The organism is Novosphingobium pokkalii (assembly GCF_014652855.1).
GTDB classification, from domain to species: domain Bacteria; phylum Pseudomonadota; class Alphaproteobacteria; order Sphingomonadales; family Sphingomonadaceae; genus Novosphingobium; species Novosphingobium pokkalii.
In genome coordinates, this window is the sequence record NZ_BMZP01000026.1 from 6,585 (window position 1) to 28,673 (window position 22,089).

Here is a 22,089-nt window from a genome sequence, read left to right on the forward strand (position 1 = left end):
CAGCAGCGCCGGCCCGGCGATGCATCACTTGTAGTGGAACGTCATTTCAAGCCCCACACGGCGCGGGGTCAAGACGCCATAGGCATAGAACCGCTCCACCACGCCGGTGCGCGTGCGGTTGTAGGAACTACGGTCGTTCTCCACCGCCGTCACCGCATACTTGTCGAAGATATTGTCGGCATAGACCCCCACGTCGAACATCTCGCTGTGATAGGTCACCGAGGCGCGATGCGTGGTATAGGCGGGAATGACCTCGCCATTGCCGCGCAGGCCGACGCGGGAATAGATATTGCCGGTATAGGTCGTGGCCCAGCTCGCCTCGATATCGCGACCCTCGCTCAGCGGGTAGGTGTAGGTCGCCCCCACGCTGCCCGAATGCTTGGTCGAGCCCGGCAGGCGATCGCCGGCATAGGCATCGTAGTTGACGCCGCTGCTGACCACGATTCCCGGCGCATAGGCTGTGAGATGCGCATCGTTGTAGGAATAGGTGCCGTCGATGGTCAGCCTCGGGGTGATCTTGAGATGGCCCGAGAAATCGATGCCCTTCGAGACGGCGGTGCTGCCGTTGACAGTGATGCCCACGGCGCCGTTCACGGTCTGGCTAGGCACCTGCACGCCCGACCAGGTGACGATGAACCCGCTCAAGGCGAACTGGAACTTCTTGTCGAACAGTGTGCCCCGCATGCCCAGTTCGCGATTGCGGGTCTTGTCCGGGCCATAGGCCAGTTCATTGGGCAATGCGCAGACGTTCTGGCCGGGCGGCAGCTTGCCATCGGAGTCGAACACGCAGGGCGCCACGCGGTTCACGTTGCCGGTGCGATAGCCGGTGCTGTACGTGAAGTAGGCCATGAGATCCGAGCTGAACTTGTAGGACGTGTTGGCTTTCCAAACGAGCCCGTCCTTTCCTGTGCTGCCCGATTTGATCCGGCTGGGGCTGAATACGACATTGGGATAGGGCGTGCGCGCAATGCCGCCCGATGTCAGTGGCGTGTCGGTGCCGCCTTCGGCAAAGGCGTCATACTTGAAGTAGCGAAGCCCGCCGGTAACCTGCCAATCCTTGGTGATGTGGAACGTGCCTTCGCCATAGACCGCCTTTTCCTTGGTGCGGGTGTTGACGAACGACATGTATTCCAGATTGTCGGGGCGATAGACGCCGATGAAGTCCGGATAGCCAGGCACATATTCACGATATTGCGAGCCATAGCGCATGTTGTTGTAAAACCCGCCGATCACCCAACTGAACGGCCCGCCGTGGGTTGAGACCAGGCGCAGTTCCTCGTTGAACTGGTGATACTTGGCTGTGGACTGGTTGTACGACGAAAACGCCGGGAACGCTTCATAACCATAGTCGAGGTCGAGCAGCAGGTCGGTGTTGTCGCGCTGCGCATAGATCGTCTGGTTGGTGAACGCCGTCGTCGAAACCAGTTGCGCCACGTCGAACACGTTGGCGTTGACTTCTGCGGCATAAAGATCGGACGTGCGATTGGTCGGCTCGAGATAGCGCCACGGCGCCTCGTAGTTGCCCGTGCCCAGCACGCCGGCGGCGTTGGCTTGGCGGCCCTGGGTTTTGGTGATCTGGTGGGCGTAGGTCAGGTAGACCTTCAGATCGGGATTGGCTTCCAACAGCAACTGGTTGCGCGTGGTGAAGGTGTGTTCGTAGTTCACATCCTTCTTGGAATAGAAGTTCGCGGCTCGTTGCGCGGCCGTGCCGAACGAGCCATCCGCAGCGGTGGTTCCGCGCACCGGCTGCGGGTCCGAAACGCCCGGGTCCTTCAGCAGGTAGTTATAATCCATGAAGCCCGGGTTGTCGAAATAGCCCACCGTGCTGCGCAGCGCGATGTGGTCCTTCATGATCGGGATGTTGACCGTGCCATCGGCGTTGACGCCGGCCTGGCTGGAGTGGCTTTCCCCGAACCAGCGGCCATGCAGATCGACGCTGTAGTGCTCGGTATCCGGCCGCTTGGGCATGTAGCGTACCGCGCCGGCCAGCGTGCCCAGGCCATAGAGCGTGCCTTGCGGCCCCTGCAACACTTCGACGTGATCGATGTCGAGCAGCTTGAAATCGAGATAGAGCGGGACTTCGCCGAGGTAGACGCCCACTGCGCTGTTCGAGCTGGCGCCTTCCACGCTGGAATCGCCCGAGTTGATGCCCCGCAGGATGATCTTGCCGGTGGAACCCGGACCGGTGTCGGACACGGTCATGCCAGGGGTGAAAGCCGCCAGCGCCTTGACGTCGTCGATCCGCTGCCGCGCCAGTTCCTGGGGGCTGACGGCGCTGATGTTGATCGGCGCGTCCTGCAAGGTCGTGGCGCGCCGCGTGGCCGTCACCACGATGTAGTTGGCGTCCGTACCAGGATCGGCCGCTGCCGCGGCATCGGGTTGCGGGGCGGCCTGGGCATGAGCCAGAGCCGGCATCGTCGTGCAGCCGAGCAGCGCCGTGGCACCCAGCAGGTTCGTTCGGAAAGATCGCTTGGTCACTTGTCGCCCCTCGCTTTGTTCTCGATAAAGCCTGTGCTCCGCGACACCCTCTCCCAAGGCATCTGCCCGTTTCCCGGGCTGGCGCCGGCCGCTGCCCGGCCTGACGCTGCATGACATGGCAAGACCAACGCCGTATCCGGCGTTACTTGCACGCTTCGAAAACAAGCGTGTCTGGCCTATGGGATATTCCAGGAAATTCCCGGTATGGAGCGACCCTTGAGCGCTCCATCATTTGAAATACCCACAGTATTCCCATGGCCATGGCCGATGATCGGCGTGGCGATGGTGACCCGCTGTTCGTTTTTTGTGGTGTCGCCCTGAACTCTCGACAGGCATCACGCTACCGATATTACATACTTGGTCAAGCGTAATAATTTTCGTGTCGTTCAGTATGATTCACTCTCAGGAAAACCGCAGAAATGCCATGATTTTCCTCGCACCTGCGATATGGAGTATGTCGTCGTCGCCATGTCACGATGGGTTTCCTCCACGAACACTTCCCGTCTGCCTCGGTTGATTCGCGACTCATCGTTGCATCGCGGTGTGATCGCTGTAGGCTGCGATATCGTGGGAAAGCCCGGTCAAACTGCCCATTTTGCTTTGGCCAGCGATGCCAGGCGGCGATGCCAGTGAGGTATGCCGAAATGGCCGGCGCCACAATGAATATTACAAAAACACGAAGACGTAATATTTCCCATGGACAAGGATCGGCTTTGCAGCGATGGTGCACTGCGAAAGGGGCGCGACTCATGATGAAGATGATCGGCACGGCGGGTAAGATCGCACTTCTGGCCAGCACACTGATGATGGCGTCCTGCTCCTCTGGGCCAGAGGCCGGAGCAGCCAAGAAAACCGAGTTCAACATCGGCTGGTCGATCTATGCCGGCTGGATGCCATGGCCCTATGCCCAGCAGGCGGGCATCGTCAAGAAATGGGCCGACAAGTACGGCATCAAGATCAATATCGTCCAAGTCAACGATTACGTCGAATCCGTGAACCAGTACAACGCCGGCAAGTTCGATGGCGTTACGCTCACCAACATGGATGCGCTGACCATCCCGGCCGCCGGGGGCAAGGATACCAGCGCGATCATCGTCGGGGACTATTCCAACGGCAACGACGGTGTCCTGCTCAAGGGTGCCAATTCGGTTGCCGCGCTCAAGGGCAAGCAGATCTACCTGGTCGAGCTTTCGGTGTCGCACTACCTGCTCGCCCGCGCCCTGGGCAATTCGGGCCTGTCGCTCAGCGATGTCAAGACAGTCAACACGTCGGACGCGGATATCGTCGGTGCCTTTTCCAGCCCGGATGCCCAGGCCGCGGTTGCCTGGAATCCCCAGCTTTCGGTCATGCGCGCCCAGCCGGGTGCCAACGAGGTGTTTTCCTCGGCGCAGATTCCGGGCGAAATCCTCGATCTGCTGGCCGTCGATACCGCCACGCTCAAGGCCAACCCCGCGCTGGGCAAGGCCCTGGCCGGCATCTGGTATGAAACCATGGCGCTGATGAAGCGGCAAGACGCGCAGGGCAAGGCCGCCCGCGCCGCGATGGCCAAGCTGGCCGGCACCACCCCGCAGGTGTTCGACAGCCAGTTGACCACCACGTTCCTCTATGACCAGCCCGCTGCCGCGGTGGCCGCTGCCGACAGCCCGGCGCTGATCACCACGATGACGCGGGTGCGCGATTTCAGCTTTGCCAAGGGCCTGTTCAAGGGCGCCAGTTCGGCCGACGCGGTGGGCATGGCCTTCCCCGGCGGCAAGACGCTGGGCGATCCGGCCCATGTCACGCTGCGCTTCGACGACAGCTTCATGAAGCTGGCCGCCGCCGGCAAGCTCTGACCACATTCACCCGAAAAAAGGGGACGCATGCCATGCGCTGGGTCAACCGACATATGCGCCGCAATGACAGGATGATCGCCGGTGCGGTGCCGATCCTGGCGCTGCTGGTGCTCTACCTGGTGATGGCGGCGCAGCGCCACGCGCTCAATCCTGGCGACAAGATCCTGCCCCTGCCCGATGCCATGGCGCGCGGCCTTTCCGCGCTGCTGTTCCAGGCCGATCCGCTGTCCGGGCACTTCCTGTTCTGGACCGATACCTTTGCCAGCCTGGAGCGGCTGGGCCTCGGCCTGGCGCTGGCGACGCTGTCGGCGCTGGTTGCGGGTCTCGTGCTCGGCGTGCTGCCGCCGGTGCGCGCCACGCTCGGGCCGCTGGTGACGGGCATTGCGGTGATCCCGCCGATCGCGCTGCTGCCGGTGCTGTTCATCGCGCTGGGCCTGGGCGAAACGGCCAAGGTGGCGCTGATCGTGGTCGGCATTGCCCCGCCGATGATCCGCGACCTGACCGATTATGTCGCCAGCCTGCCGCGCGAACAGATTATCAAGGCGCAGACGCTGGGCGCCAGCAGTTGGCAGATCATGATCCGCGTTGCCCTGCCCCAGGCCATGCCCCGGCTGATCCAGGCGGTGCGCCTGGCGCTGGGCCCGGCGTGGGTGTTCCTGATCTCGGCGGAGGCGATCGCGTCCGACACCGGGCTGGGCTATCGCATCTTCCTGGTGCGGCGCTACCTCTCGATGGACGTGATCATCCCCTACGTGGCGTGGATTGCGCTGCTGGCGATCGTCATGGATTTTGCCCTGGCGCAGGCCAGCCGTCGTCTCTTCCCTTGGGCGCATGGAGCAAGCCATTGACCGCGCTCCTCACGCTCCGCGACGTCTGGGTCGAATTCGGCGACAAGATCGTCCTGGAAAAGATCAACCTCGATGTCGCTGCCGGCAGCTTCGTCTCGATCGTCGGCCCCTCGGGCGCGGGCAAGAGCAGCCTGCTGCGCCTTGTGCTCGGCCAGGAAGCGCCCACGCGCGGCACGATCAGCCTGGACGGCGCGGTGCTGCCGCCCGAATGCGGCCCGGATCGCGGGGTGGTGTTCCAGCGCTATTCGGTGTTCCCGCACCTGACCGCCTTGCAGAACACCGTGTTCGGCCTTGAATGCGCGCAGTCGCCGCTGCTCGCCCGCCTGTTCGGCCGCGCCCGCCGCGCCGCGCAGGACGAGGCGACCGCGATGCTGGAGGCGGTTGGGCTCGCCGATGCGCTGCATCTCTATCCCGCGCAGATGTCCGGCGGGATGCAGCAGCGCCTGGCGATTGCCCAGGCCCTGCTCAAGCGCCCGCGCATCCTGCTGCTGGACGAACCGTTCGGCGCGCTCGATCCGGGCATCCGCGCCGACATGCACGTGCTGATCCGCCGTCTGTGGCGCGAGCATGCGCTGACCGTGATCATGGTGACGCATGACATCCGCGAGGCCTTCTCGCTCGGCACGCGGGTCCTGGCGCTCGACAAGCGCCGCCACGATCCCCACGCCCCGCACCGCTACGGCGCCACCGTGGTCTATGACCTGCCGCTGCGCCCGCGCGAGGATGCGCCGCCCATGCAGGATGGCGCGCAGGAAGAACAGCAGGCCACGCCACAGAAAGTGGCCGTATGATCCGGGAGAACCACAGATGAGCAGCGAAACCGCCACGCTCGCCCGGCTGAGCATGAGCCTGCCGGCCGACTTGTTCCGCAAGCTCGACATGATGGTCGAAGAGCGCCAGTTGCCCTCGCGCTCGCAACTGATTGCCGAGCTGATCCGCCATGCCCTGGCCGATCACGAGGCGCTGACCCGTCCCGACGAGATGCTCGCCGGCACGATCACCATGGTCTATCGCGGCGACCGGGGCCGCGTGCGCCACCAGTTGGCGCAGACCCAGGCCGATTACCTGAAAGAGGTGATTTCCGCCCAGCACGTGTTCCTGGAGGACGACCAGAGCCTGGAAGTGCTGCTGGTCCAGGGGCCGGCCGTGCGCCTCAAGGAACTGTCCGATGCGCTGCGCCGGGTGCGCGGCGTGCAACAGCTCGAACTTGTCACCACCACTGCCCTGCTGCCGCCGATCTATGTTCAGGACGATGGCAAGCACACCAGCAACGGAGCGGCCGCATGACCGATACGCTCATCCCTTCTCCGGCCAGCGCCCTGGCCAATCCGCTCGCCGCGCGCGACCATGCCCGCAGCATGGGCGGCACCGTGGTGGAAACCATGCCGGTGCTGCCGCCCAAGGCTGCCGACCTGCCCGCCGGTGTCGATCCGGCGGACCTGGTGTGGGAAGAAACCATCGCCGCCGGTGGCTATGCCACGCGGGTGCTGGCGCGCGGCACGCGGCTGCGCCTGATCGACAAGCAGGGCGATGCCTGCGCCGGGCTCCAGGTGTGGAACGCCGTCATGCCGACCGAGCGGCTCAACGTGGCCGATACGGTCAAGGTGCAGTGGAACGCCTATCTCGGCGCGGGCAAGCTGCTGCTGTCGGACATGGGCCGCGTGCTCTTCAGTATCGTGGAAGACGGCGCGGGCACGCATGACTGCTTTTCCGGCACGTCCAATGCTGCCACCAACGCGGCGAAATATGGCGAAGGGCGCAACAGCGGCGCCTGCCCCAACGGGCGCGACCGTTTCCTGCTGGGCGCGGCCAAGCATGGCCTGGGCCGGCGCGACGTGCACCCCTGCATCAACCTGTTCAAGGGCACGCGGATCGAGCCGGACGGCACGATCACCCCGCTGGTGGGCCCCTTTGCGCCGGGCCGCGAAGTGGTGCTGCGCGCGGAAATGGACGTGATCGTGGCGATCGCCAACGTGCCCCACGTGCTCGATCCCCGGCCGGACTACACTGTCACCCCGCTGCGCGTCACCGCATGGCGCGGGCCGGTCACGCTGGGCAACGATCCCATCCGCAATGTGACGCCCGAAGGCCTGCGCGCCTTCCTCAATGTCGAAGACTATTTCCGCCGCTGAGCAAAGGACGGATACCCATGTCGAGCGATCTTCACCTCGCCGGACTTTCCGCAACCATCCTGCATGACGAGATCGTGCCCGCGCGCGCGCCCTGGCTGCACCATGTCGCCAAGGGGCAGACGCTGCGCATCGTCGATCTGGAAGGCAACCAGGCGGTCGATTTCCTGGTCTATAGCGCCGCCGACGATGCCGAGCGCTATTCCGCGCAGGATACCGTGGCCGCACAGGGCAACCTGTTCCTGCGCGCCGGCACCACGCTCCTGTCCAACGAAGGGCGCGCGATGATGACCATCACCGCCAGCGCGGTGGACTATCACGACACGATCGGCGGAGCCTGTTCGTGCGAATCCAACACCTTGCGCTATGGTCATCACACCAAGTGGCAACATGCCTGCGTGGAAAATTTCCTGGAGGCCAACCTTCTGGAAGGGCGCGGCAAGCGCGACATCGTGTCCAACATCAACTTCTTCATGAACGTGCCGGTGGAAGCCGATGGATCGCTGGGCATCGTTGACGGCATTTCCGCGCCCGGCCTCTCGCTCGACCTGCGCGCCGAGATGGACGTGGTGGTGGTCGTGTCCAACTGCCCGCAGATCAACAATCCCTGCAATGCGTTCAATCCCACCCCCGTGCGCATGATCGTGGCGGCATGATGTTCGACACAGTCCTGATCGCCAATCGCGGCGCGATCGCCACCCGCATCATCCGCACCTTGCGCCAGATGGGCCTGCGCTCGGTGGCGGTCTATTCGCAGGCGGACGAAGCTTCGGCTCATGTTGCCCTGGCCGACGAGGCGGTGTGCATCGGCCCGGCGCGCGCCAGCGAGAGCTATCTCAACATCCCCGCGATCATCGCGGCGGCCAAGGCAACCGGCGCCGGCGCGATCCATCCCGGCTATGGCTTCCTGGCCGAAAACGTCGAATTCGCCGATGCCTGCGCGGCCGAGGGCATCGTGTTCATCGGGCCGACGGCGGACAATATCCGCACCTTCGGCCTCAAGCATAGCGCGCGCGAACTGGCCAAGGCGCATGGCGTGCCGCTGGCGCCGGGCAGCGACCTTTTGACCAGCGAGGACGAGGCCATCGGCGCGGCGGCCGCGATCGGCTATCCGATCATGCTCAAGGCCACGGCCGGCGGCGGCGGCATCGGCATGCGCGTGTGCGAAACCGAAGCCGACGTGCGCGAAGGCTTTGCCACCGTGGCGCGCCTGGGCCAGAGCAATTTCGGCGATGCCGGCGTGTTCCTGGAACGCTACGTGCGCCGCGCCCGCCACGTCGAAGTGCAGATCTTCGGCGATGGCCAGGGCCGCATCGTTGCCCTCGGCGAACGCGATTGCTCGCTCCAGCGCCGCAACCAGAAAGTGGTGGAAGAAGCGCCCGCGCCGCACTTGCCCGAAAGCGTGCGCGCCGATCTCTATGCCGCGGCCATCCGCCTGGGCGAAGCGGCGCGCTATCGTTCTGCCGGCACGGTCGAATTTCTCTACGATTCCGACCGCAAGGAATTCTTTTTCCTGGAAATGAACACCCGGCTCCAGGTCGAGCACGGCGTGACCGAAGAAGTCATGGGCATCGACCTGGTCGAATGGATGGTGCGCGGCGGGGCGGGCGATTTCGCGTTCCTCGATGCCGCACCGACCACGCCCAGCGGCCATTCGGTGCAGGTGCGGCTCTATGCCGAAGATCCCGCGCTCGATTACCGGCCCACTTCGGGCACGCTGACCGCCGTGACTTTTCCGGCCGATATCCGCGCCGAAACCTGGGTCATGGCCGGCAGCGAGATCAGCGCCTGGTACGATCCCATGCTGGCCAAGCTGATTGTCCATGGCCCCACGCGCGACGCCGCCGTCGCGGCCATGCAGCAGGCGCTGGCAGCCACGCGGGTCGATGGCATCGAAACCAACTTGCGCTGGCTGCGCCAGGTGGTGGCGAGCGAGGCCTTCACCAGCGGCGAGGTCTCCACCCGCGTGCTCGATACGATCCAGTTCGTGCCCGCCAGCCTGCGCGTGATCGCCGGGGGCACCGCGACGACGGTGCAGGACTGGCCGGGCCGCCAGCACTTGTGGGCCGTGGGCGTGCCGCCTTCCGGGCCGATGGACGACCAGTCGTTCCGCCTCGGCAACCGCCTGCTGGGCAATCCCGAAGGCATGGCCGGGCTGGAAATGACTCACACCGGGCCGACCCTGGCGTTCTCCGCGCCGGCGCGCATCTGCCTGACCGGGGCCGATTTCGGCGCCACGCTCGATGGCGTGGCCGTGCCGCTGGGCCAGGTGGTGGATGTGGCCGCCGGGCAGACGCTGGCCACCGGCCGCACGCGCGGCGGCGGCATGCGCGGCTACCTGCTCATCGCCGGCGGACTGGACATCGCGCCCTATCTGGGCAGCCGGGCCACGTTTGAACTGGGCCAGTTCGGCGGCCATGCCGCGCGGCGCCTGGTGGCGGGAGACGTGCTGCATCTGGGCCAGCAGGCCACCAGCGATCCCCTGCCCGGCGTGAGCCTGCCCGCCATGGGCACGGATTGGACCTTGCGCGTGCTCTATGGCCCGCATGGCGCGCCCGATTTCTTTACCGATGCCGATATCGCCATGGTCGTCGGCGCCGATTGGCAGGTGCACTACAATTCCAACCGCACCGGGGTGCGCCTGATCGGCCCCAAGCCGCAATGGGCGCGCGCCGATGGCGGCGAGGCCGGGCTGCATCCCTCCAACATCCACGACAATCCCTATGCCATCGGCGCGGTGGATTTCACCGGTGACATGCCGATCATCCTGGGGCCGGATGGTCCCTCGCTGGGCGGGTTCGTCTGCCCCTTCGTGGTGATCGCGGCCGATCGCTGGAAGATCGGCCAGCTCGTGCCCGGTGATCGCCTGCGCTTCGTGCCGGTGTCCATCGCCGACGCGCAAGCCGCCGATGCGGCGCAGCGCGCGCTGGTGGCCGATGGCACGGCCCCTGCACTGCGCCCGGCGCGCGAGATCGAGACGCTTTCACCGATCCTCGCGGAAATCGCCGGCCAGGGCACCCGGCCACGCACGGTCTATCGCCAGCAGGGCGATCGCAACATCCTGGTGGAATACGGCCCGATCACGCTCGATATCGAGCTGCGCATTCGCGTCCACGCCTTGATGACCGAGCTGGAGCGCATGGCCTTGCCCGGCGTGATCGACGTGGTTCCCGGCATCCGCTCGCTCCAGGTCCATTTCGATGGCCTGGGCCTTGATCAACAGGCGATGCTGGCCGCGCTGATCGAGGCGGAGGAGCGCCTGGGCGATCTGGAAGACTTCACCATCCCCTCGCGCATCGTCCACCTGCCGCTGAGCTGGCGCGATCCGGCGACACTGGAGACCATCCAGAAGTACATGGGCGCGGTGCGCGACGATGCCCCATGGTGCCCGGACAATATCGAGTTCATCCGCCGCATCAACGGCTTGCCCGATACGGCGGCGGTCGAGAACCTGATCTTCGAGGCCAATTACCTGGTCATGGGGCTGGGTGACGTCTACCTCGGCGCGCCCGTCGCCACCCCGGTCGATCCGCGCCACCGCCTGGTCACCACCAAGTACAACCCGGCGCGCACCTGGACGCCGCCCAATGTCGTGGGCATCGGCGGGGCCTATATGTGCATCTATGGCATGGAAGGGCCGGGCGGCTACCAGTTGTTCGGCCGCACCATCCAGGTGTGGAACACCCACCGCCAGACCGACGCCTTCATCGAAGGCAAACCCTGGCTGCTGCGCTTCTTCGACCAGATCCGGTTCTATCCGGTGAGCGCGGAAGACCTGGTGGAATGGCGCCGCGATTTCCCCACCGGACGGCGGTCGATCCGGATCGAGCCCTCGGAATTCCGCCTGGCCGATTACCGCCGGTTCCTGGCCGACAACGCCGCCGAAATCGCCGCGTTCGAGGCGCGACGCCAGGCCGCCTTTGACGAGGAACGCGCCGATTGGCAGCGCCGCGGTGAATTCGATCGCGTGACCGACCTGGCCGACGCCGACGCGCCGATGGCAGGCGCGGTGGACGTGCCCGATGGTGCCGACCTGGTCGAAGCGCCATTTGGCGGCAGCGTGTGGAAGCTGCTGGTGGCCGAGGGCGATGAAGTGAAAGCGGGCGATACCATCGCCGTGCTGGAGGCGATGAAGATGGAATGCGCGGTGGAAAGCCCCGGCAGCGGCGTGGTTGCCGCGCTCTACATGCAGGAAAAGCAGGCGCTGCAACCCGGCGCGCCGATGCTCGCCCTGCGGCGCCACGCGGCATGAGTGCGCCGCGCCTTTCGGCCGGCGCCCTGGCCGCCGCGATCCAGGCCGGGGAAACCACCGCGCTGGCCGTGATGGAGCAGACCCTGGCGCGCATCGCGGCCTATGACGCGGTGCAGCCGCAAGTCTGGATCGCCCGTGCCGACGATGCCACCCTGCTCGCTGCGGCCCGCGCCGTGGATGCGCGCGTGGCGGCCGGTGAAACGCTGCCGCTCGCCGGCGTGCCCTTTGCGGTGAAGGACAATATCGACGTGGCGGGCCTGGCCACCACCGCCGCCTGCCCCGCCTTTGCCTATGCTCCCGAACACTCTGCCACGGTGGTGGCGCGCCTGGAAGCAGCCGGCGCGATCTGCGTCGGCAAGACCAACCTTGACCAGTTTGCCACGGGCCTCGTCGGCACGCGCAGCCCTTATGGCATTCCGCGCAATGCCAGCAATCTGGCCTATGTTTCGGGCGGCTCCAGTTCGGGTTCGTCCATCGCCGTGGCGGCCGGGCTGGTGCCGTTCGCGCTGGGCACCGATACCGCCGGTTCGGGCCGCGTACCCGCCGCGTTCAACCATCTTGTCGGCATGAAACCCACCAAGGGCCGCTGGTCCACGCAAGGGCTGGTGCCGGCCTGCCGCTCGCTCGATTGCATTTCGGTGTTCACCGCCGACACGGTCGATGCGCGCCTGGTGGACAGCGTTGTGGCTGGTTACGACGCCACCGATCCCTGGTCCAAGTCCTTGGCCGACAAGCCGATTGCCGGCCGCGTGATCGGCGTGCCCAAGCGGCATCAGCGGCAGTGGTTTGGAGACGCCGAATCCGAATATCTCTATGACCGCGCTCTGGAAAAGCTGCGCGAAATCGGCACCTTGGTGGAAATCGACTACGCCCCGCTGCAAGAGGCGGCGCTGCTGCTCTATGGCGGGCCGTGGGTGGCCGAACGCACGGCGGCACTTGCCGGCCTGCTGGCGGACGATCCCGAGGCGATCGATCCCACCGTGCGCGCCGTGGTCGAACCGGGGCTGGGCAAGAGCGCGGTCGAGCTGTTCAACGGTATCTATCGCCTGGCGGAACTGAAGCGCCACGCCGACCGCCTGTGGGACGAGGTCGATGCGCTCGCGTTCCCCACCACCGGCACGGCCTATCGCGTTGCCGAACTCCAGGCCGCGCCCATCGCGCTCAACAGCAACCTTGGGTTCTACACCAATTTCGTCAACCTGCTGGACATGGCCGCGCTGGCCGTGCCGGCGGGCGTGCGCGCCAATGCCACCGGCTTTGGCGTGACTCTGATCGGCCCGGCCGACAGCGATCGCGCGCTGCTCGATCTGGCCGACGCCTATCTCCAGGTGGCCGCCTTGCCACCCCCACCCCCGCTCGATCTGGAGGGCAAGATGCAGACTGTGAAACTGGCCGTCGTTGGCGCGCACCTCAAGGACATGCCGCTGCACTGGCAATTGACCAGCCGCAACGCCACGTTCGTGGAAGCGACCACCACCGCGCCTGCCTACAAGCTCTATGCCATGGCCGACAGCGTGCCGCCCAAGCCGGCGCTGATCCATGCCGGAGACGATGGCGCGGCGATTGCGGTGGAAGTCTATGAACTCGGCGTTGCCGAATTCGGCAGCTTCACCGTGGAAGTGCCCGCGCCGCTGGCCATCGGCACGGTCACCTTGGCCGACGGCAGCAGCGTGAAAGGCTTCGTCGCCGAACCGCGCGCGATTGCGGGCGCGGAAGACATCACCGCCTTGGGTGGCTGGCGCGCCTTTATCGCGCAGAAGGTTTGAACCCAAACACCGCGTCACCCCGGGCCTGCCCCGGGGCCCCGCTTGCTTTGGGCGGCGGGAAAGGAAGCAAGCTGGACCCCGGATCAAGTCCGGGGTGACGAAGAGGACGAAAGCCGATGAAGCGCCTTGTTGCCGCCACGCTCCTGACTCTCGCGCCATTGGCCGCCCCCTTGGCCGCCAACGCCGCGCCCAAGCCGGTGGTGCTGCAAGTGCCCGGCTTTGCCGATTTCCTTGCCGTGGATGGCGATACCGTCTGGGCCACCAACCGGGGCCGGGTGGAGCAATGGTCGCTCAAGGGGCTGAAGGCGAGCGTGCCGCTTGCCCATCCCTGCGGCGGCATGGCGCTGGCCGATGGCGCGCTGTGGGTCGCCAATTGCGCCGATCGCACGGTCAACCGCATCGACACCAGAACCGGCAAGCTCGTCGCCACGATTGCCAGCGGGATCGCCAACGACAAGGAAGGCGAACTCAATGTCGTGGCCGGGGCCGGTTCGATCTGGGTGGCCAGCGATGCCAAGGGCGTGGTGGCGCGCATCGATCCGGCGACCAACGCGGTTGTCGCCACTGTCCCGGTCGATCCCGGTTCGTGGTACATGGCCTATGGCGAAGGCGCCGTCTGGGTGGTCAGCGCCGCGCAGCAGAGCCTGCAACGCATCGATCCGGCCACCAACAGCGTGACCGCGCGCACCCCGCTGGGCAAGGCGCCGGGCTTCCTCGCCGCCGGGGAAGGCAGCGTCTGGGTGCAGGAACAGGGCGATGGCACGCTGGCCCGCGTCGATCCGCAGACCGGCGCCCTGCTCGGCCGGGTGAAAGTGGGCGCCAACCTCAAGTGGGGCGATATCGACACCGGCGCGGGCAAAGTGTGGCTGCGCACCACCGATGACCAGGTCTTTGCCGTGATCGACGCCAGGACCATGGCGATCAAGGCGCGGGTGGGCAAGCCGGCGGGCAGCGGCGGCCTGCGCTTCAGCCCGGCGGGCATCTGGACGTCTGCCCACGATGCCCACACGCTCACCTGGTGGCCCAGGCCCTCTGCTTACGGCAAGTAACGCAGGCGATCAGGCCAGACGCTCCACGATCGTGACATTGGCGATCCCACCGCCTTCGCACATCGTCTGCAAGCCATAGCGCCCGCCCTGCGACGCCAGTGCATGCAGCAGCGTGGTCATCAGCTTGGTCCCCGATGCCCCCAGCGGGTGGCCCAGCGCAATCGCCCCGCCGCGCACGTTGAGCCGCGCGGGATCGGCACCCAGCGCCTGGAGCCAGGCCATCGGGATCGAGGCAAAGGCCTCGTTCACTTCAAACAGGTCGATCTCGTCCAGCCGCATGCCGGCGCGCTCCAGGGCGCGGCGGGTTGCCGGGATCGGCTCTTCCAGCATGATCACCGGATCGCCGGCGGTGACTGTCATGTTGACGATGCGCGCGATCGGGGTGAGGTTGAAGCGCTTGAGCGCCGCCGCGTTGGCGACCATCACGCCCGAGGCGCCGTCGGTCATCTGGCTGGCATTGCCCGCAGTCAGCGAGCCGCCTTCGGTCAGGGTCTTGAGCCCGGCCAGCGCTTCAAGCGAAGCATCGGCGCGCACGCCTTCGTCGCGCGCAAAAAGCCCGGCAGCGGTCTGCACCGGCACGATCTCGGCATCAAAGTGCCCGGCGGCAATGGCCTCGGCAGCCTTGCGATGGCTGGCCAGGGCATAGGCGTCCATGCTCTCGCGGGTGAAACCATACTTGTCGGCAATCGCCTGCGCGCCGTGGAACTGGTTGAACGCGGGCACACCGAAACGCTCCTGCACCGATGTGGGCCAGGGGCCGACGCCCAGGCCCGCCGCTTCGTGCAGCGCCACGTTCGAGCCCATCGGCACGCGCGTCATGCTTTCCACGCCGGCGGCAATCACCACATCCTGCGTGCCGCTCATCACCGCCTGCGCGGCAAAATGCAGGGCCTGTTGTGAAGAGCCGCACTGCCGGTCGATCGTCACGCCCGGCACCGATTGCGGCAGGCTGGAGGCGAGCACGACATTGCGCGCCAGGGCGGAGCCCTGCTCGCCAGCCTGGGTCACGCAGCCCAGGATCACGTCGTCCACCCCGGCCGGGTCCATGCCAGAGCGTTCGATCAGGGCGTCGAGCACGGTGGCGCCGAGATCGGCCGGGTGAACGCCGGACAAGGCGCCCTTGCGCCGCCCGCCGGCGGTACGGGCCGCCGCGACAATATAGGCTTCAGGCATCGGTATTGAATCCTTGCAGCAAGAGGAAAGCGTGGCGGCGTACTCAGCGCGGCGCCATGCGGATCGCGCCGTCGAGGCGCACGTCCTCGCCGTTGAAATAGCTGGTCTCGATCAGCGCCAGGGCAGCGGCGGCATATTCGTCCGGCCTGCCAAAGCGCTTGGGGAACGGCACCGAGGCGGCGAGCGCTTCCTTCACCGCGTCGGGCGCGCCGTTCATAAGCGGCGTATCAAAGATTCCCGGCAGGATGGTGTTGATGCGAATGCCGTCGTTCATCAGATCGCGCGCGATCGGCAGGGTCATGCCCACGATCCCGCCCTTGGATGCCGAATAGGCGGCCTGGCCCATCTGCCCGTCCTCGGCGGCAACCGACGCGGTCATGACGATCGCGCTGCGCTCGCCGTCCTCGCCCGGCTCCAGCGTGAGCATGCCGGCTGCGGCCTTGGCCACGCAGCGGAAAGTGCCGATCAGGTTGACCTGGATCACCGCAGTAAAGGCATCGAGCGGGAAATGGCTGATCGATCCGTCCTTGCGCGAACGCGACGCCGTCTTGGCGGGAAAGCCGATGCCCGCGCAGCACACCAGGACGTTTTCCTGGCCATGGGCGGCGCGGGCGGACGCGAACGCAGCATCGACCGAAGCTTCGTCGGTTACGTCCACTTCAACGAAATGGCCCCCGATCGTGCGGGCCATGGCTTCGCCCAGTTCGGCATTGCGATCGAACAGCGTCACCTTGGCGCCGCGCGCGGCCAGCGCCCGTGCCGTGGCGGCGCCCAGGCCGGATGCGCCGCCGGTGACGATGGCGACAGTGGCAGGTCCAACGTTCATGAAATTCCTCTCCCCCTTCGCGCTCAGGCGTAATCGCCGATGCGCTCGATGATGATGGCCGGCGCCATGCCGCCGGCCGCGCACATTGTCGCCAGGCCATAGCGCGCCTTGCGCCGCTCCAGCTCGTCGAGCAGCGTACCGACCAGGATCGCTCCGGTCGCGCCGATCGGATGGCCCAGCGCGATGGCGCCACCGTTGACGTTGACCTTGTCGCGATCGAGACCCAGGTCGCGAATGACCTTCTCCGGCACCACGGCAAAGGCCTCGTTGATTTCCCACAGGTCGATGTCGGCCACGCTGAGCCCGGCGCGTTCCAGCGCCTTGCGTGCCGCCGGCACCGGGGCATTGAGCATCAGCGTGGGATCATCGCCCGCGTTGACCGCCGCCACTACGCGGGCGCGGGGCACCAGCCCATGGCGCTCGCCAAACGCGCGGGAGCCGACCAGCACCGCCGCCGCGCCATCGACCACGCCCGAACTGCTGCCGGCATGGTGCACCGGCACGATCTCCAGATCGGGATAGCGCCGGGCAATCTGCTTGCGAAAGGTGTCCTGCGACGCGTTGTAGGGCATGTCCATCAAGTCGGCGAAGGCGGGCTTGAGCTGGGCCAGGCTTTCCGCAGTGGTCTGCGGGCGGGGAAATTCCTCGTGGTCGAGCACGACGGCGCCGTGATCGTCGCGCACGGGCACGACCGAGCGGGAGAAGCGCTTTTCGGCGATGGCGATCGCCGCGCGGCGCTGGCTTTCGGCGGCAAAGGCATCGAGCGCGCTGCGCGAAATGCCTTCCATGCTGGCGACGGCATCGGCACAAACGCCCTGGTGCGATTGCGGATGGCGCTGGTCTAGCCGGTCGTTGCCGGCGCCCATCATCGTCGCGCCAAGCCCGGCGGCGACTTCGGCCCTTTCGCGGTCGGCGGTAAAGCTCATCATTTCGGTGCCGCCGGCGATCACCGCGTCTTCCAGCCCGGCCATCACCTGCCCGGCGGCGAGCGCGATGGCGGTGATGCCGCCGCCGCAGAAGCGATCGAGCGTCATGCCCGAAGTCTGCACGTCCATCCCGGCGTCGAGCAGGGCCATGCGGGCAAGATCGCCGCCCTGCTTGCCGCGCTGTGACGAGGTGGACCAGATCACATCGTCGATCACCGCTCCATCCAGGCCATTGCGGGCGACCAGTGCTTGCAGGACGGTCGCCGCGAGATGCTGCGGATGAAGGTGGGCGAGTGCGCCCTTGCCCGACTTGCCGATGCCGCGCGGGGTCCGCACCGCATCGAAGATATATGCATTGCCCATGGCGAGTCGGTCTCCTCTAGCCGCTTTGATATTTATTAATCGATTGATTGGTTTTGTGGAGCGTCTTTTACGCAAACCGGGCAGCTTGTAAACCACCCAGACGCGCGCAAGCGTTTCCGGCCGGTGGGGCCAGTCAAAAAGGCTGGATTTTCAGGTGTTCAGGCGCCGGTTGGGCGCAGCCCGCGCAGGAACAGGTCGCGCAGCAGGGCGGCATAGGCCTGCTTGATGCCGACATCGACCTTGGCCACGCCAAGCGTAGTGGGCACGGAATAGGCCGCGAAAAAGATGTGATCGGCCGCGCCGACCAGCGCATAATAGAGCAGCGCTGGATCGACATCGACCATCGTGCCTTCGCGTACGCCCTGGGCCACGATCTGGCGATAGGCAGCCATCATCGGGGTGATGAACATTTCCGATACGCGCGCGCTGGCTTCCGGGCCGCCGGCTTCGACCATGTAGTGCACCAGGCGGTTGAGATAGGGCGAGCGATAATAGGCGTTGACGATGCCCTCGACGTGGATCGTCATCTTGCGCTCGGCCGAAACATCCATCGCCACCAGCGCATCGAGGCCGCTCATCTCCCGCTCCGCCTCGCGCTCCAGCAGGGCCATCAGCAATCCCTGCTTGTCCCCAAAGTAATACTTGATCATTGCGGAATTGACCCCCGATCGCCGCGAGATTTCGCTCAGCGAGGCTTCGATCTGGGTTGCTTCGGACAGGATTTCCGCGGTGGCGTTGAGCAGCGCGGTGCGTGCTGCCTCGCGCCGGGCAGCGCGCAGGGTTCCCTCGCGGGCGAGTTCGGATGCTGTCGTCATCGCAACAGTCATAAACTGATCAATTAACATCGCAAGAGGCGATGCGTGGAAGCGGGCCGGCGAATTCTTCGGAGCAGGCATATTGACACCCCGCCACGATCATCGATAGAAGTTAGCCAATCGATCGATTAACTTTACTGGACGAGCGCACCGGCTTCCCCCGATCAGACGCCCGCCATACCGAGAGAGGATAACCCCATGAGGCTTCCAGTGGTCACCACGCGACTCGCACTCCTGCTCGGATGCGCATCGTCTCCCGCGCTGGTTCATGCCCAAGCCACGGCGCCCGGCGCGCCGGCTGCGGCCACGCCAGCCCCGGCGCCCGGCGATATCATCGTCACCGCGCAGCGCCGCTCGCAGTCGATCCAGACCGTGCCGATCGCGATCACCGCGCTCAGCGGCAACCAGTTGAGCGACAAGGGCGTGACCAATGCCAACCAGCTTGGCCAGATCGTACCCAACTTGCAGATCAACAGCGCGATGGGCGACACCCAGCCCAACTTCGCGCTGCGCGGGGTCAGCGTGGCCAACGAATACAACCCCAACCAGGTCTCGCCGATCGGGGTCTATATCGACGACGTCAACATGGTGAACCGCGTCGGCCAGGGCGGCGGGCTTTACGATCTTCAGCGTGTGGAAGTGCTGCGCGGCCCGCAAGGCACGCTGTTTGGTCGCAACACCACCGGCGGCGCGATCAACTTCATCACCAACACCCCGACGCTCTCGGGCAATCGCGGCTATGCCGAGGCCGGCTACGGCAATTTCAACACGTTCAAGGCGCAAGGCGCGCTCGAAACCACCATGGTGGAAGACGAACTCGGCTTCCGCGTGGCCGCGACCTATGAAAAGGGCGACGGCAAGTTCCGCAACATCTATCCCGGCCAGCCAGACGCCGGCTCGGTCGACAGCCTCCAGGTGCGTGGCACGCTGCACATTCGCCCCGGCGCCGGTCCGCTCGACATCGTGATCAAGGCCTATGCCAGCCGCGCCAATGGCACGCAGCAGCCGATCAAGGGCCTGGCCGCCACGGCCGCGCCCGGCTTCTTCCAGATCAACGAAAACCGCATCGGTGAAAACCGCACGCGGCAATACGGCACCTCGGCAAAGATTGCCTATGAACTGTCGCCGCGCCTGTCATTCACCTCGATCACCGCGATCGGCAACGGCCTGCTCGATGCCGCGTTCGATGCCGATGGCTCGCCGCTGGACATCCTCGATCTTCAGCAAAAGGCCAAGTTCGACCAGTTCAGCGAGGAAGCCCGCTTCAATTACGAAGGCAAGGCGGTCAAGGCCGTGGCCGGCGTGTTCTATGGCTGGGACAAGACCATCGTCGACAACGGCTTCGATATCGGCAGCGCCATCGCACCCGGCGTCGATGGCGGTTTCTTCCAGCATTTCCGCCAAGTACGCCGCACCTATGCGGTGTTCGGGCAGACCGACGTGAACCTGACGCCCAAGCTCGTCGCCACGATCGGCCTGCGCTACAGCGCCGATCGCTCCGCCTATGACGATGGCTATGCCTATCTGTTCATGGGTTCGTTCGGCGGCACGCGCACGCCGTTGTTCACCACGGTGCCCTGCACCACCGGCGTCGGCACGTGCCCCTATGACGCCAACGCACGCTATGGCATCAAGGGACGCAACAACGCGCTCACCGGCCGTGCCGCGCTGACCTATACCTTCGACAGCGGCACGCTGCTCTATGCCAGCTACAACCGTGGCTATCGCTCCGGCGCGTTCAATGGCGGCGGCTACACGAATTCGGCGGGCATTACCTATATCAAGCCGGAATACGTCAACGCCTATGAAATCGGCGCCAAGGGCCGCTTCCTCGATCGCAAACTGGTCCTCTCGCTGGCCGCGTTCTATTATGACTACCAAAACCAGCAGTTGCAGGACACGCGGCCCGGCCCGGTCTCGTTCCTGCTCAACGCGCCCAAGTCGGAAAGCTATGGCTTTGAAGGCGAAGCGACCTATCGCGCCTCGTCGCGCTTCTCGCTCAACGCCTCGGTGGGCTATCTCCATGCCACCTACAAGGAACTCACGCTGTCCGGCACCAACCTCGCCGGCAACGACCTGCCCTTCGCGCCGCGCTGGACCGCGCAGGCCGGCTTCGACTGGGCGCCGTTCGACATTGCCGGCGGGCCGCTGACCTTCTCGCCCAACATCAACTACGTCAGCCGCCAGTTCTTCTCGCCGTTCAATGCGGTGAATGCGGCCGGCGGATCGCAGGTCAATTCCGAATTGCAGCAGGGCGGCTACGTCAAGGTCAACGGCGCGATCACCTGGACGCACGGCAACCTGACGCTGCGTGGCTGGGTGCAGAACTTGTTGCAGGAAAAGACCCTGGCCTATGGCCTGGACCTGCGCGGCGCCGGGTTCCCGTTCAACTACCTCGTCCCGGCCCAGCCCCGTACCTACGGCGGTTCGGTCCGCTTCACGTTCTGATCCCGTCATCAGGAGCCTTCATGATCCCGATCGAGACCCGGCCCGCCGCGAGCGACGAACTCGCGCTGTTCCGTGACGCCGTGCGCAAGTTCTTCGCCGCCCATCTCACGCCCCATCTCGACCGCTGGGAAGAACAGGGCATTGTCGACCGCGCCTTCTGGCTCGCCGCCGGGGAAGTGGGCCTGCTGTGCCCCACTGCACCCGAGGCATGGGGCGGGCTGGGTCTCGATTACCGCTACAACGCCGTGATCGGGGAAGAACTGGCCTATACCGGCAGTTCGGCGGGCCTGGTCCTGCAATCGGACATCGTGCTGGACTATATCGTCCACTATGCATCCGACGATCTCAAGGCCCGCTGGCTGCCGCGCATGATTACCGGCGAAGCGATCGTGGCCATCGCCATGACAGAGCCGGGCACCGGCAGCGATCTCCAGGGTATCCGCACCACGGCGGTGCGCGATAGCGACGACTATGTGATCAACGGCAACAAGACCTACATCACCAACGGCCAGCTCGCCGATCTGGTGATCGTGGTGGCCAAGACCGATCCGGCCGCCGGGGCCAAGGGCATTTCGCTGATCCTGGTGGAGGCCGATCGCCCCGGCTTTGCCCGTGGCCGCAATCTCGACAAGATCGGCCAGCATTCGGCCGACACCTCGGAATTGTTCTTCAGCGATGTGCGCGTACCGGTAACCAACCGCCTGGGCGATGAAGGTGCGGGCTTTGCCTATCTGATGTCGCAATTGCCGCAGGAACGCCTGTCTATCGCCATCAGCGCGCAGGCCCTGGCACAGCGCGCGTTCGACGAGGCCATGGCCTTCACCAAGGATCGCAAGGCCTTCGGCAAGACCGTGTTCGATTTCCAGAACACCCGGTTCCAGTTGGCGGCGCTCCAGGCCGAGCTGCAAGTGGGCTGGAGCCATATCGACTGGGCGTTGGAACGCCATGTGGCAGGCAAGCTGACCACCGCCGAAGCTTCCGCGGCCAAGCTCTATCACACCGAACTGCTCGGCCGCGTGGCGGACGAGGCGCTGCAACTGCACGGCGGCGCGGGTTACATGAACGAATATCCGATCGCGCGGATCTGGCGCGATGCGCGCGTCATGCGGATTTATGGCGGCACGTCGGAAATCATGAAGGAAGTGATTGCCCGCAGTCTCTGACGGCGGTTCGGCAATCTGGAA

At 65.7% G+C, this 22,089-nt stretch carries 16 protein-coding genes; 11 read left to right on the forward strand and 5 right to left on the reverse strand.

Annotated features, from left to right (window positions below; translation table 11 throughout):
* Nucleotides 1–24: 24 nt before the first annotated feature.
* Entirely contained in the window at nt 25–2,415 is a 2,391-nt protein-coding gene (locus IE191_RS19150; protein WP_191326015.1) for a TonB-dependent receptor, read from the reverse strand.
* Between the two features lie 812 nt (nt 2,416–3,227).
* Here IE191_RS19150 and IE191_RS19155 point away from each other — a divergent pair.
* From IE191_RS19155 to IE191_RS19195, 9 genes are all read left to right on the forward strand, one after another.
* A complete protein-coding gene (locus tag IE191_RS19155; RefSeq protein WP_191325988.1) occupies nt 3,228–4,310 on the forward strand; it encodes a putative urea ABC transporter substrate-binding protein in 1,083 nt (360 codons plus the stop codon).
* Between the two features lie 32 nt (nt 4,311–4,342).
* Complete coding sequence (locus IE191_RS19160; RefSeq protein ID WP_191325989.1) at nt 4,343–5,158, forward strand: ABC transporter permease; 816 nt, start codon at nt 4,343–4,345, stop codon at nt 5,156–5,158.
* Nucleotides 5,155–5,949 (forward strand): ABC transporter ATP-binding protein, encoded by a 795-nt coding sequence (locus IE191_RS19165; protein WP_191325990.1) that lies wholly within the window; start codon nt 5,155–5,157, stop codon nt 5,947–5,949. The genes IE191_RS19160 and IE191_RS19165 overlap by 4 nt, the downstream gene beginning before the upstream one ends.
* A gap of 16 nt (nt 5,950–5,965) precedes the next feature.
* Entirely contained in the window at nt 5,966–6,445 is a 480-nt protein-coding gene (locus IE191_RS19170; RefSeq protein WP_191325991.1) for a CopG family ribbon-helix-helix protein, read from the forward strand.
* Nucleotides 6,442–7,290 carry an urea amidolyase associated protein UAAP1 gene (locus IE191_RS19175; protein WP_191325992.1) on the forward strand — a complete coding sequence of 283 codons (849 nt, stop codon included), beginning with the start codon at nt 6,442–6,444 and terminating at the stop codon, nt 7,288–7,290. Before IE191_RS19170 ends, IE191_RS19175 begins: the two co-directional genes overlap by 4 nt.
* A 17-nt stretch (nt 7,291–7,307) precedes the next feature.
* The gene (locus IE191_RS19180) at nt 7,308–7,943 is read left to right on the forward strand and encodes an urea amidolyase associated protein UAAP2 (protein WP_191325993.1); all 636 of its coding nucleotides are present in this window, start codon (nt 7,308–7,310) and stop codon (nt 7,941–7,943) included.
* Entirely contained in the window at nt 7,940–11,539 is a 3,600-nt protein-coding gene (uca, locus tag IE191_RS19185) for an urea carboxylase (RefSeq protein WP_191325994.1), read from the forward strand. The genes IE191_RS19180 and uca overlap by 4 nt, the downstream gene beginning before the upstream one ends.
* Nucleotides 11,536–13,305 (forward strand): allophanate hydrolase, encoded by a 1,770-nt coding sequence (atzF, locus tag IE191_RS19190; protein ID WP_191325995.1) that lies wholly within the window; start codon nt 11,536–11,538, stop codon nt 13,303–13,305. The genes uca and atzF overlap by 4 nt, the downstream gene beginning before the upstream one ends.
* A 116-nt stretch (nt 13,306–13,421) precedes the next feature.
* Nucleotides 13,422–14,354, forward strand: a complete 933-nt coding sequence (locus IE191_RS19195) for a Vgb family protein (RefSeq protein WP_191325996.1) — start codon at nt 13,422–13,424, stop codon at nt 14,352–14,354.
* Between the two features lie 9 nt (nt 14,355–14,363).
* Here IE191_RS19195 and IE191_RS19200 read toward each other — a convergent pair whose 3' ends face one another.
* The 4 genes from IE191_RS19200 to IE191_RS19215 all read right to left on the reverse strand — a co-directional run bounded on the left by IE191_RS19200 (nt 14,364) and on the right by IE191_RS19215 (nt 18,457).
* Entirely contained in the window at nt 14,364–15,527 is a 1,164-nt protein-coding gene (locus tag IE191_RS19200; RefSeq protein ID WP_191325997.1) for an acetyl-CoA C-acetyltransferase, read from the reverse strand.
* A 43-nt stretch (nt 15,528–15,570) separates the two neighbouring features.
* Nucleotides 15,571–16,353, reverse strand: a complete 783-nt coding sequence (locus IE191_RS19205) for an SDR family NAD(P)-dependent oxidoreductase (RefSeq protein WP_191325998.1) — start codon at nt 16,351–16,353, stop codon at nt 15,571–15,573.
* A 23-nt stretch (nt 16,354–16,376) separates the two neighbouring features.
* Nucleotides 16,377–17,642: an acetyl-CoA C-acetyltransferase gene (locus tag IE191_RS19210; RefSeq protein WP_191325999.1), complete on the reverse strand. Its 1,266-nt coding sequence runs from the start codon at nt 17,640–17,642 to the stop codon at nt 16,377–16,379.
* A 158-nt stretch (nt 17,643–17,800) separates the two neighbouring features.
* A complete protein-coding gene (locus tag IE191_RS19215; protein WP_191326000.1) occupies nt 17,801–18,457 on the reverse strand; it encodes a TetR family transcriptional regulator in 657 nt (218 codons plus the stop codon).
* Nucleotides 18,458–18,655: 198 nt separating this feature from the next.
* On the opposite strand from IE191_RS19215, the gene IE191_RS19220 reads away from it, so the two are divergent.
* Together IE191_RS19220 and IE191_RS19225 are read left to right on the forward strand one after the other, a co-directional pair.
* Nucleotides 18,656–20,905 carry a TonB-dependent receptor gene (locus IE191_RS19220; protein WP_191326001.1) on the forward strand — a complete coding sequence of 750 codons (2,250 nt, stop codon included), beginning with the start codon at nt 18,656–18,658 and terminating at the stop codon, nt 20,903–20,905.
* Nucleotides 20,906–20,925: 20 nt separating this feature from the next.
* Nucleotides 20,926–22,068 (forward strand): acyl-CoA dehydrogenase family protein, encoded by a 1,143-nt coding sequence (locus tag IE191_RS19225; protein ID WP_191326002.1) that lies wholly within the window; start codon nt 20,926–20,928, stop codon nt 22,066–22,068.
* Nucleotides 22,069–22,089 lie beyond the last annotated feature (21 nt).

Bases quoted from the DNA above. Each gene is read 5' to 3' on its own strand.
- atzF (WP_191325995.1), top strand. From the start codon at position 11,536: ATGAGTGCGCCGCGCCTTTCGGCCGGCGCCCTGGCCGCCGCGATCCAG.
- IE191_RS19150 (WP_191326015.1), bottom strand. From the start codon at position 2,415: ATGCCGGCTCTGGCTCATGCCCAGGCCGCCCCGCAACCCGATGCCGCG.
- IE191_RS19160 (WP_191325989.1), top strand. From the start codon at position 4,343: ATGCGCTGGGTCAACCGACATATGCGCCGCAATGACAGGATGATCGCC.
- IE191_RS19195 (WP_191325996.1), top strand. From the start codon at position 13,422: ATGAAGCGCCTTGTTGCCGCCACGCTCCTGACTCTCGCGCCATTGGCC.
- IE191_RS19210 (WP_191325999.1), bottom strand. From the start codon at position 17,642: ATGGGCAATGCATATATCTTCGATGCGGTGCGGACCCCGCGCGGCATC.
- IE191_RS19170 (WP_191325991.1), top strand. From the start codon at position 5,966: ATGAGCAGCGAAACCGCCACGCTCGCCCGGCTGAGCATGAGCCTGCCG.
- IE191_RS19180 (WP_191325993.1), top strand. From the start codon at position 7,308: ATGTCGAGCGATCTTCACCTCGCCGGACTTTCCGCAACCATCCTGCAT.
- IE191_RS19200 (WP_191325997.1), bottom strand. From the start codon at position 15,527: ATGCCTGAAGCCTATATTGTCGCGGCGGCCCGTACCGCCGGCGGGCGG.
- IE191_RS19225 (WP_191326002.1), top strand. From the start codon at position 20,926: ATGATCCCGATCGAGACCCGGCCCGCCGCGAGCGACGAACTCGCGCTG.
- IE191_RS19215 (WP_191326000.1), bottom strand. From the start codon at position 18,457: ATGACGACAGCATCCGAACTCGCCCGCGAGGGAACCCTGCGCGCTGCC.
- IE191_RS19205 (WP_191325998.1), bottom strand. From the start codon at position 16,353: ATGAACGTTGGACCTGCCACTGTCGCCATCGTCACCGGCGGCGCATCC.
- IE191_RS19175 (WP_191325992.1), top strand. From the start codon at position 6,442: ATGACCGATACGCTCATCCCTTCTCCGGCCAGCGCCCTGGCCAATCCG.
- uca (WP_191325994.1), top strand. From the start codon at position 7,940: ATGATGTTCGACACAGTCCTGATCGCCAATCGCGGCGCGATCGCCACC.
- IE191_RS19155 (WP_191325988.1), top strand. From the start codon at position 3,228: ATGATGAAGATGATCGGCACGGCGGGTAAGATCGCACTTCTGGCCAGC.
- IE191_RS19220 (WP_191326001.1), top strand. From the start codon at position 18,656: ATGAGGCTTCCAGTGGTCACCACGCGACTCGCACTCCTGCTCGGATGC.